At 73.0% G+C, this 10,884-nt stretch carries 9 protein-coding genes; 7 read left to right on the top strand and 2 right to left on the bottom strand.

Translation table 11 applies throughout. The features are described from left to right. Window positions 1-8 precede the first annotated feature (8 nt). Genes QE405_RS01430 through QE405_RS01405 form a run of 6 tightly spaced genes read left to right on the top strand, consistent with a single transcriptional unit; the run spans window position 9 to window position 7,402 of the window. Window positions 9-1,595, top strand: a complete 1,587-nt coding sequence (locus tag QE405_RS01430) for an ABC transporter substrate-binding protein (RefSeq protein WP_307198447.1) — start codon at window positions 9-11, stop codon at window positions 1,593-1,595. 7 nt (window positions 1,596-1,602) lie between these two features. Then, entirely contained in the window at window positions 1,603-2,910 is a 1,308-nt protein-coding gene (locus tag QE405_RS01425) for an LLM class flavin-dependent oxidoreductase (protein WP_307198446.1), read from the top strand. After that, entirely contained in the window at window positions 2,900-3,595 is a 696-nt protein-coding gene (locus QE405_RS01420) for a hypothetical protein (protein WP_307198445.1), read from the top strand. The genes QE405_RS01425 and QE405_RS01420 overlap by 11 nt, the downstream gene beginning before the upstream one ends. Beyond that, window positions 3,592-4,746 (top strand): AMP-binding protein, encoded by a 1,155-nt coding sequence (locus QE405_RS01415; RefSeq protein WP_307198444.1) that lies wholly within the window; start codon window positions 3,592-3,594, stop codon window positions 4,744-4,746. Before QE405_RS01420 ends, QE405_RS01415 begins: the two co-directional genes overlap by 4 nt. Continuing rightward, window positions 4,746-6,152: an aldehyde dehydrogenase family protein gene (locus QE405_RS01410; protein ID WP_307198443.1), complete on the top strand. Its 1,407-nt coding sequence runs from the start codon at window positions 4,746-4,748 to the stop codon at window positions 6,150-6,152. Before QE405_RS01415 ends, QE405_RS01410 begins: the two co-directional genes overlap by 1 nt. Then, entirely contained in the window at window positions 6,149-7,402 is a 1,254-nt protein-coding gene (locus QE405_RS01405) for an MFS transporter (protein ID WP_307198442.1), read from the top strand. The genes QE405_RS01410 and QE405_RS01405 overlap by 4 nt, the downstream gene beginning before the upstream one ends. On the opposite strand, the gene QE405_RS01400 is transcribed toward QE405_RS01405, so the two are convergent. Continuing rightward, complete coding sequence (locus QE405_RS01400; protein WP_307198441.1) at window positions 7,366-8,244, bottom strand: acyl-CoA thioesterase; 879 nt, start codon at window positions 8,242-8,244, stop codon at window positions 7,366-7,368. The genes QE405_RS01405 and QE405_RS01400 overlap by 37 nt on opposite strands. Window positions 8,245-8,328: 84 nt before the next feature. Here QE405_RS01400 and QE405_RS01395 point away from each other — a divergent pair, with 84 nt between their 5' ends. Beyond that, the gene (locus QE405_RS01395) at window positions 8,329-8,811 is read left to right on the top strand and encodes a MarR family winged helix-turn-helix transcriptional regulator (protein WP_307198440.1); all 483 of its coding nucleotides are present in this window, start codon (window positions 8,329-8,331) and stop codon (window positions 8,809-8,811) included. 337 nt (window positions 8,812-9,148) lie between these two features. Here QE405_RS01395 and ettA read toward each other — a convergent pair whose 3' ends face one another. Next, the gene (gene ettA / locus QE405_RS01390; RefSeq protein WP_307198439.1) at window positions 9,149-10,831 is read right to left on the bottom strand and encodes an energy-dependent translational throttle protein EttA; all 1,683 of its coding nucleotides are present in this window, start codon (window positions 10,829-10,831) and stop codon (window positions 9,149-9,151) included. Window positions 10,832-10,884 lie beyond the last annotated feature (53 nt).

Genomic DNA, 10,884 nt, shown 5'->3' with positions numbered 1-10,884 from the left:
GCCCGCCCATGCCCACGCCCCGCCGTACACTCGTCGCTCTCTCCTCGGGAGCGCTCCTGCTGACCGGGTGCACGCAGTCGGCTGCCTCTGCCGAGGACGAGCTGCACGTCGCCTATGGCTGGTACCCGACGTGCTTCGACTACGCGCAGTCCAACCCGTTCGCCCTCTTCAGCCGGCAGGTGCTCGACACGCTGGTCAGCCAGGACCCGGCGACGGGCGAGATCCAGCCGTTCCTGGCCACGAGCTGGGAGGTGTCCGACGACGCGCGCAGCTACGAGTTCACCCTGCGTGACGACGTCACGTTCAGCAACGGCGAAGAGCTCACCGCGGCGGTCGTCGCCGCCAACTTCGAGAAGCTGTGGGACTTCGCCGAGCAGGGCGTCTCGGTCACCCCGGGTGCCTACCTCCGCAGCTTCGAGGGTGCCGAGGCCGTCGACGACCAGGTCGTCCGCGTCACCTTCAGCCAGCCCAACGCCGGATTCCTCCAGGCCAACGCCGAGGGGCAGTTCGGCATCGTCGCGAGCGAGTCGCTGGAGAAGTCACCCGAGGAGCGGTGCACCGACGGCACGATCGGGACGGGCCCCTACGTGCTCACCGAGAAGGTCCAGGACGAGCGTGTCGTCTACACGGCGCGCGAGGACTACGACTGGGCGCCGGCGGCCTACGGGCACGAGGGGGACGCGAACGCGCAGACGCTGACGATCCACATCGTGCCCGAGGAGAGCGTGCGAGCCGCGGGCGTCGTCGCGGGCGACTACGACATCGCCTACTCCATCACCGAGAGCGGCCTGGCCCAGGCCGACGGTGTCGACAGCGTGCAGTCGCTGCTCGCGCCCGACCGCAGCGTCGTCAACACGTTCGTCGTCAACGCCACCGACCCCGTCCTCGCCGATCCGGCGGTACGCGGCGCGCTCCAGCACGGCATCGACCGCGCCGAGCTGACCTCCACCTTCTACGGCGACGGGGTCGAGCCCGCCACGGACGTCGTCAGCAGGGCCCACCCCTTCTACCGCGACCGCAGCGACCTGTTGACGTTCGACCCCGACCTGAGCCGCTCGCTGCTCGAGGACGCCGGCTGGGTCGAGGGGGCCGACGGCATCCGCGAGCGCGACGGGCAGCGGCTGCAGGTGGCGTTGACGTACGTCGCGCAGGAGATCGGCTCCGAGGATGCCGGCTGGGAGTACCTCCGCTCCCGCCTGGCCGACGTCGGGATCGACCTGGAGCTCCGTCCCGTCGCCGACGCCGAGCTGTCAGACCTCCAGGGCACCGACGAGTGGCAGCTCACCGTCTACCAGGGCGCCTCCCGCGGGGACGCCGACGGCATCGCCGCCTTCTACTCCAGCGACCTCACGGTGTGGGGCGAGCAGACCGGCAGCGACGAGATCGACGCGCTGCTCGCCGAGCAGAGCCGCACCGTCGACCCCGGGGCGCGGCGGGCGCTGGTCGACGAGGCCGTCGACCTCGTCCTGACAGAGGGGTACGGCATCCCGCTCTTCGACTCCTCTCAGGTGCTGCTCACCGCGTCCGACCTCACCGGACCCACCTTCCCGGTGAACTCGTGGGAGCCGCTGTTCTACGCGGTGGAGAGGAAGTGAGACGGCGATGACCTCCACCGCGGCCGCGTCACCTCCCCTGGTGCTGCTCAACGCCGCCTACCTGAGCTCCAGCCGCGACTGGCGCACTCCCGCCGGTCGCGACACCTCCCCCTTCGAGGTGTCCACCTTCGTCCGCGAGGCTCGGCAGGCCGAGGCGGCCGGGGTCGACGTCTTCTTCCAGGCCGACTTCTCGGGCGTGCAGCGGGCCAGCATCCGCAGCGGGCCGCCGGTCAACGCGTTCGAGCCGTTCCAGCTCGCCGCCCTCGTCGCCAGCGCCACGGACGCGATCGCCGTGATGCCGACGGTCTCGACGCTGCACACCCACCCGTTCACCTTCGCGCGCAACCTCGCGAGCCTCGACCGGATCGCACGCGGCCGGGCGTGGGTCAACGTGGTCTCGTCCTTCCGCTCCGGCACCGGGCTCGGCGTCACCCGCACGGACCGCCGCGGCGACCGGCACGCGCAGACCGAGGAGTTCGTGACGCTGGCCCGCAAGCTCTGGCGCAGCTGGCCGCCCGAGGCGCTCGTCGCCGACGCTGCGAGCGGCACGTTCGTCGCGACCGAGCTGATCGAGGACGTCGGGCACCAGGGCGAGTTCTATGCCCACGAGGGCCCCATCGACATGGCGCCGTTCTCGGCCGCCTTCCCCTTCACGCTGCAGGCCACCACGTCGCTGGCCGGGCTGGCGCTGGCCGCACGGACCGCCGACGGGGTCTTCGCCGGCACGCCGACGCGCCGGGCCGCCCATCTGCTGCGCACGGTGCTCCAGGACGAGGCGCGCGCCGCCGGACGACCGCCAGACGCCGTCCGGCTCCTGCCCGGCGCCTTCCTGCACCTCGTCGACGACCGCCGTGAGGCCGCCCGGCTCCGCCGCGCGCGGACCGGCGGGACGGTCGACCGAGCGGCCGCGGTGCTGGCGTTCGCGCAGCGCCACCCCCGGCTCGACCTGACGGACCTGCGACCACGTGCCCCCGTCCCGCTCGACCTGGTGCCGCCGACGCCCGCGGAGACCCTGGCGACGCTGGGCTCGGCGTACCTGCCCGTGTGGGACCTCGTCCACGGCACCGAGCCCGCCGCCGACCTCGGCGACCTCGCCGTGCGGTCGGCCGCCTGGGGCGAGCACGCCCAGTTCGTCGGGACGGTCGAGGAGGTCCTGGACGAGCTCACGGAGTGGATCACCGGCGGCGCAGTCGACGGCTTCCAGCTCATCCTCGGCAATCGGTTCGACCTGCTCACCGAGGAGGTCGTGCCGACCCTGAAGACCCTCACCACTTCTCCACCCCAGCTCATCTCAGGAGGATCTCGTGGCGCATGAGACGACGAACGATCGGAACGGACACGGCTCCGGCACCGCCGGCGGTCGGGAGGAGGACCGGCTGGGTCACGAACGTGCGGCCCTGTGGCGCCGTCGCCTCTTCGAGGCGGAGGCGGGCCTGACCCGCTTCGTGGCGGAGCTGCGCTCGGGCGCCAACCTCCACGCCCTCGTGCAGGTCAAGGAGCAGATCTTCGCGGACCTGCCGACCACGCAGGAGGAGCAGGAGTGGAAAGCGGTGTTCTTCCGCGGGCAGGCCCTGATGGAGAGGTTCGTGGTGCGGCACTTCGGGCTCGCCCACCTCGCCGAGTGGGCGCGGTCCAACTCCGCGATCTACGCCTCGGTCGACGACCGCCCCAAGCACGACGCGGCCGTGCCGCTCCAGCGGCTCTGCGCGCAGGCGTCGCTCTACGACTCGACGTTCGCGTGGGTGGCCGAGGGGCCCGAGCACGCGACGCTCGAGATCCACCACTGCGCGATCTGGGACTACCGCGAGCGGGCCCGCGCACGAGGCGTGCCGATCACGCTGCAGGCCCCGTGCGAGTACTGCGTGCCCGCCACCGAGGCCATGATCACCCACAAGGGTCTCGACGCGGCGTTCCAGCTGACCGCCAGCGGCGACGACCGCGGCTGCGTCTGGACCGCGTCGCGACCCGTCGCGGCTGCGGCCTCGGGGGCCACGCCATGAGCGCCGCGACGCACGGTGCAGGCGGCCTGCACCCGCTGCTCGAGCTCGAGGCGAGCGTGTCCCTCGACCGGGCAGCGGGCTCGGGTGGAGCCCTGGAGGCGACGGTGACGGGACCCGACCCGCACGAGTTCCTGGCGGCCGCGCTCGACTGGCACTTCTCCCCCGCCACCGGCTCACCGCTGTGGCTCGACCTGGCCCGCGGGCTGGACTTCGACCCGCGCCGGGACGTGCGGTCGTGGGCTGACCTGGCCCGCTTCCCGGACATCGCCGGGGCGCTGCGCGACCGCCCGGTCGAGGACCTCCTCCCGCGGGGTCTGCAGGGCGGTCCGGTGCCGTCGGTCTTCGAGACCGGCGGCACCACGGGGGCGCCGAAGCGCTTGCTCTACACCCCGGGCTGGGTGGAGCGGGTGCTGCGCTGGAAGGTGGCGGAGCTGCGTGCCGCCGGCTTCCCCGAGGGCGGGGGCTGGCTGGTCGCGATGCCGTCGGGGCCGCATGCCTACGGGCACACAGCGCGGCTCCAGGCCCGCGAGCTGGGATCGGTGCTGTTCACCGTCGACCTCGACCCACGGTGGGTCAGGAAGGCGATCGCGGCCGGCTCGGACCCACGCGGGTACGTCGGCCACCTCGTGCAGCAGGTGCGGCACGTGGTGACCAGCCAACGCGTGCGCGCACTGACCACCACACCGCCGATCCTCGCCGAGCTCCTGCTCGACGACGAGGTCGCCCAGCGCCTGGCCGAGGTGGAGTACGTCGCGCTCGCCGGCGCGCACCTCGACCAGGACACGTACGAGCTCCTCACGGAGGCACTGCCCACGGCGGTCGTCCAGAACATCTACGGCAGCACGATGGTGCTGACCACCGCGCGCCTGCGGGACCCGGCCGCCCCACCCGCCGACGCCGTGTACGACGGCTACCCGCCCTTCGTGTCGTTCTCCGTCGTCGACCCCCAGACCGGCGAGCCGGTCGCGGCGGGCGAGCGGGGGCAGGTGCGGATGGCGCACGTCAGCAGCGGGGTGTTCATCCCGAACAACCTGGAGCGCGACTCGGCGGTGCGGGTCCCGGGCCTCCGTCCCGAGATCAGCGACGCGCTCGCCCAGCCCGCCCCGCTCGCCTCCTTCGAGGGCGAGCAGGTCGTCCAGGGGGTGTACTGATGATCGTCGTCCACGCCACCCGCCCGCGGCAGCAGGTGGTCGACCTGCCGCTGCTCACGACCCGCGGGGAGCGGTCGACCCACGAGGTCGAGGTCGTCACCGGCCCCGACGGTGCGCTCCTGGCGCGGTTGTCGCTGGCGCCACCCCTCCTCGTCGCCCAGACCCTGCGCCAGCAGGAGCGCGCCGTGCGTCCGGGACCCGTCCGCGATCCGGACCGCTTCGCCCGTGCGGCCGAGCTGTTCGCCGACGACGTGCTCGGAGGGCTCTCACCGGCCGAGCACGTCCACCTCGTCGGTGAGGCCAGCGGCCACGGACCGGCCGTCACGCGACGGCTCACGGAGGCGGTGGTGCGGCAGGTCGCCGAGGCGCCCGCGCGGGTCGACCGGGGCCGTCCGCACGGCGCGGTCCCGGACGCGCGCGCGGGCAGCGCGGCCCCCGAGCGCGCGAGCGGCGTGTGGGTGCGCCGCGGTCGCACCCTCGGCGCCGTGCTGTCCGGCAACTCGCCGGCTGCGCACAACGGGTGGCTGCAGGCCCTGGCACTGGGCTACGCGGTGACGGTGCGGCCCTCCCGGCGCGAGCCGTTCACGGCCTCGCGCCTGGTGCACGCGCTGCGGGCAGCGGGCTTCGGACCGGACGAGGTGACCTACCTGCCGACCAGTCAGGCGGTCGCGGCGGAGGTGCTGCGCCGCGCGGACCTGGGCCTGACCTACGGCGGGGCCGACGTCGCCGCGGCGTACGCGGGCGACCCGTCGGTGCTCGTCGGTGGTCCGGGCCGCTCCAAGACGCTCGTGCGCGAGGGGTACCGCTCTCCCGCCGTCGTCACCGCCGTGGCCGACGCGGTCGCCGACAGCTCGGGGAGCGCCTGCGTGAACACGACCGGCCTCCTGGTCGAGGATCCCGGGACCGGGGCGACGGCATCGTTCGCCGCAGCCCTGCGCCACGAGCTCGCGCAGCGCCACGACACCGCGCTCGCCGCCGGTGACCACCTCGGACCACGGGTGACCGCGGAGACAGCGCGGGCGTGGGCGGCCGGAGTGGAGCGTCTCGGGGGACCGCCCCGGGCGCTGGAGCCGCATCCTGACGGCGGATACGTCGTCGCCCCCGTGGTGCTCGAGGTGGAACCGGGCTCGGACGCTCTCGGCACCGAGCTGCCCTTTCCCTTCGTGGCACTCGCGCCGTGGACCGAGGGCGAGGGCGTGGCCCCGCTGCGCGACTCGCTGGTGGTGACGGCGTACACCGCGCCCGACGACCCGCTGCTGGACGCGCTTCTCGACGAGCCGAGCGTGCGCAACGTGCACCACGCCGTGCCCACGACGCACAGCGACGGATTCGTCCCGCACGAGGACTACCTGGGGCGGTTCCTGATGAGCAGCAAGGCGTTCGTGACGGCGGGGGGCCAGCAGTGAGCGAGGACGTGGCAGACACCGCGCCGGGGTCCCCGGCCGACGTCGCCGGAGAGCGGACCAGCCGGGCACAGTGGTCGACGGTCGCGGTACTGACAGCCAGCACGTTCGTCGTGGTCACTGCCGAGATGCTGCCGGTGGGCGTGCTCACGCCCATGGCCGCGGGCTTGGGCATCACGTCCGGGGCCGCGGGCACGAGCCTGACCGTCACGGGCCTCGTGGCGGCCGTGACCGCCCCCGTGGTGCCGCGGCTGCTCGGCGACGCCGACCGCCGGCACGTGCTGGCCGTTGCGATGCTCGCGCTCGTCGTCGGCAACGTCCTCACTGCGCTGGCCGACGGGTTCGCGACGCTGATCGGTGCGCGGGTCGTCCTGGGCGTCGGCATGGGCACCGTGTGGGGCCTCGCCGCCGCCGTCGCGACGCGGCTCGTCGCACCTCGCGACGTGGCCCTCGCCGTCTCGTTCACCGTCAGCGGCGTGGCGGGGGCCTCCGTGCTGGGTGTCCCGCTCGGCACCTTTGTGGGCAACGCCTTCGGCTGGCGCACGGCGTTCGGGGTGCTGGCGGGGGCAGGGCTGGTCCTGGCACTGGCCCTGCTGCTCGTCCTCCCCCGCCTCGAGCCGCAGGCATCGGCCGTCGACGCCCCGACAGTGGCGCGCGCCTCGCTGCTGCGCCCCGGGGTCGTCACGGGCCTCGTCGTGGTGGTGCTGCTCGTGACGGCGCACTTCGCGGCCTACACCTACGTCCGCCCCGTCCTCGAGGACCTGCCCGCCTTCTCCGGAGACACGATCGCCTTGCTGCTGCTCGTGTACGGCGCGTTCGGCCTCGCCGGCAACTTCGCCGCGGGGGCGCTGGCAGCCCGGCGGGCGCGCGGCACCGTCGTGGCCCTCGCGGCGGGCATCGCCGCGTCGGTCGCGTTGCTGGCAGGCGCCGGGGGCGTGGGGTGGGTCGCGGTGGTGGCCGTGTCGCTGTGGGGCGTCGCGTACGGCGGGCTCTCGGTCGCGGCGCAGCTGTGGATGACGCAGGCGGCACCCGATCGCACGGAGCACGTGACCGGTCTCTACGTGGGGGTCTTCACCGCGGCCATCGCCCTGGGCGCCTTCGTCGGCGGTATCGGGGTGGAGGCGTTCGGCGTCGTGGCGCTGCTGTCGGCGGCCGCCGTGGTCGCCGCGCTCGCCCTCGTGGTCGCCGCGCTCGGTCCGGGCGCGGCGAGACCGCCTCAGGCGCGCAGCTCGCCCAGCAGCACGTCGCGGTAGGCCTGCGGCGCACGGGCCGCGCGCTGGGTCGCCGTGTCGAAGGTGACGAGCGTGGCGCGGGCCCGCGCCATCACCGTGCCGTCGTCGACGATGTCGGAGTCGATGTCGTAGGACGACCCACCCACGCGGGAGACCCAGCTCCGCACGACGTACGGCGCGGGGCGCAGCACGATCGGACGCCGGTACACGACGCTCATCTGGGCGACCACGACGCTCGGGAAGTCGTCCGAGGCGACCTCGCCGAAGAGCCGGCGGAAGGTCGAGATCCGGGCCTCCTGGAAGTACTCGAAGTACGTCACGTTGTTGACGTGCTGGTAGGCGTCGACGTCGGTGAAGCGGACCCGCGTCTCCCAGGGGTGGGTCCGCTCGGGGGCCACGGACCGCAGCGCACGGTCCTGCTGGGCCGACCGGGACGGGAGCTCGGGCTCCCCCGGCTCGAGGAACCGCGTCAGCACCTCGACCTCGGCCGGCGTCAGGCGGCGCGGCCGCGCCTCGCCGAAGAGGAAGGGCGCCGTCACGGACGTGGCCCGGAAGTAGACGACGCGCTCCCCGGCGGCGTCCACGTCGAACACCTCGTAGGCCAGGGTGAACGACGCCGCCTTGATCTCGGTGACCCACACCTCGATGGCGACGCTCTCCTGGAGCAGGAGCGGGGCGACGAAGGTCGCGTCGTTCCGCACGATGAGCGCGCCCTCGACGAGCGCGTCGCGCTGCTCCGGCGCGTGGGTGCGCAGCATGTCGATCCGCGCCTCCTGCACGTAGTCGAGGAACGACACGTTGTTGACGTGACCGAGCACGTCGAGGTCGGCCCAGCGGACCTGGCAGGCGTAGAGGTGGCGCACGGGAGGGATCGTGCCAGAACCGCGGGCCCGCCCAGGCCCCGGATCCGCGCGGGCGACGTGCCGCGCGCGCGTAGGATCGGGGGCGTGGGCGACGAGACGACCTGGCTGAACGCCGACGAGCAACACTCCTGGCGCGCGCTCCTCATCGCCACCACGCTCCTCATGGACAAGCTGGACGAGGAGCTGCGCACCGAGTTCTCGTTGTCGCTGACGGAGTACGAGATCCTGGTGCGCCTCTCCGAGCGACCCGACCAGGCCCTCCGCATGGCCGTGCTCGCCGACTCCCTGCGCCACAGCCGCAGTCGCATCACCCACACCGTCGCCCGGATGGAGAAGATGGGCCTGGTGCAGCGCAGCACCTGCCTCGAGGACGGCCGCGGCGTGCTCTGCAGCATGACCCCCGAGGGCTGGGACCTGCTCCGCCGCGCCGCGCCCGTGCACGTCGCCGGTGTGCGGCGCCACCTCGTCGACCGCGTGACCACCGAGGACTTCGCCGCCGTCGGACGCGTGATGGACGCCGTCGCCGACAGCCTCATCGGCGCCCGCCCGGGGCTCGACATCCGCTAGGCCCTCCCCCACCCCGCCCCGGACGTCATGCGCCGCGGTGGTCGGGGGCACCAGGACGCATGACGTCCCGTGGGGTGGAGGCGGGTGCGAGGGCAGGTCAGGCCCGGCCGGCCCGGAATGTGCAGCTGGGGCAGCCCGCGCCGGCTCGGACCCGCCCCGCCTGCACAGTTCCGACACCGCGCGACCGGGCGGCACCACGCGGACGTCATGCGCCGCGGTGGCCAGGGGCACCGGGCCGCATGACGTCCCGCGAGGGGTGGCGGAGACGCAGCAGGGCTCGGCTCCCCCTCGGGACAGCCGAGCCCTGCTGCGTTGTGGCGCGCTCGGCGCCGGTGGCTCAGTCGCGCGTCAGGCGGCGGTGGGTCACGCGGTGCGGACGCGCGGCCTCGGCGCCGAGGCGCTCGATCTTGTTCGCCTCGTACGACGCGAAGTTGCCCTCGAACCAGAACCACTTGGCCGGGTTCTCGTCGTCGCCCTCCCACGCCAGGATGTGGGTGGCGACGCGGTCGAGGAACCAGCGGTCGTGGGACGTGACCACGGCGCAGCCGGGGAAGTCGAGGAGCGCGTCCTCGAGCGAGGACAGGGTCTCGACGTCCAGGTCGTTGGTGGGCTCGTCGAGGAGCAGCAGGTTGCCGCCCATCTTGAGCGTGAGCGCCAGGTTGAGCCGGTTGCGCTCACCACCCGACAGCACGCCCGACTTCTTCTGCTGGTCGGGGCCCTTGAAGCCGAACGACGCGACGTAGGCCCGCGAGTTCATCTCGAAGTTGGCGACCTTGATGAAGTCGAGGCCGTCGGACACGACCTCCCAGACGTTCTTCTGGGCGTCGAGGCCGCCGCGGCTCTGGTCGGCGTAGGAGATCTTGACGGTCTGACCGACCACCAGCTCGCCCGCGTCCGGCTGCTCGCCGCCGGTGATCATGCGGAACAGGGTCGTCTTGCCGACGCCGTTGGGGCCGATGACGCCGACGATGCCGGCCCGGGGCAGCGTGAACGACAGGTCCTCGATGAGCGTGCGCCCCTCGAAGCCCTTCGTCAGCTTCTTCGCCTCGAGCACGATGTCGCCCAGGCGCGGGCCCGGCGGGATGTTGATCTCGCTCGTGTCGATCTTGCGGGCGCGGTCGGCCTCGGCCGCCATCTCCTCGTAGCGCGCCAGGCGCGACCGGCTCTTCGTCTGCCGGGCCTTGGCGTTGGAGCGCACCCACTCCAGCTCCTTCTCGAGCATCTTGGCGCGCTTGGCGTCCTTCTGCCCCTCGACCTTGAGACGCTCGCGCTTCGTCTCGAGGTAGGTCGAGTAGTTGCCCTCGTAGCCGTGGATGCGGCCACGGTCGACCTCGGCGATCCACTCGGCGACGTTGTCGAGGAAGTACCGGTCGTGGGTGATCGCCAGAACGGCGCCCTTGTAGGTCTTCAGGTGGCCCTCGAGCCACTGCACGGACTCGGCGTCGAGGTGGTTGGTGGGCTCGTCGAGGAGCAGCAGGTCGGGCTCCTGGAGGAGGAGCTTGCAGAGCGCGACGCGACGGCGCTCACCACCGGACAGGTTGTCGACGATGGCATCGGCCGGCGGGCACCGGAGCGCGTCCATGGCCTGCTCGAGACGGGAGTCGATGTCCCAGGCGTTGGAGTCGTCGAGCTCCGTCTGGAGGTTGCCCGCCTCCTCGTTGAGCGCGTCGAAGTCGGCGTCGGGGTCGCCCATCGCGGCGTACACCTCGTCGAGGCGGGCCTTCTTGGCCAGGGTGTCGGCGACCGCCTCCTGCACGTTCTCCAGGACGGTCGCGCCCTCCGTGAGCGGCGGCTCCTGCTGCAGCATCCCGACGGTCGACTCGGGGTCGAGGAAGGTCTCGCCGTTGTTGGGGTGCTCCAGGCCCGCCATGATCTTGAGGAGGGTCGACTTGCCCGCTCCGTTCGGACCGACGACGCCGATCTTGGCGCCCTTGAGGAACGACTGGGAGACGTTGTCGAGCACGACCTTGTCGCCGTGGGCCTTGCGGACGTTGCGCAGGGTGAAGATGAAGTCGGCCATGGGTCCGAGCCTAGTTGAGGCCGCCCTGCGGCCGCCTGCCGGTCTCCCCCGCC

The organism is Nocardioides zeae, assembly GCF_030818655.1.
Taxonomy (GTDB): Bacteria; Actinomycetota; Actinomycetes; order Propionibacteriales; family Nocardioidaceae; genus Nocardioides; species Nocardioides zeae_A.
Note: the sequence above shows the minus strand (reverse complement) of the source record. Positions and strands in the feature narration are given on the sequence as shown.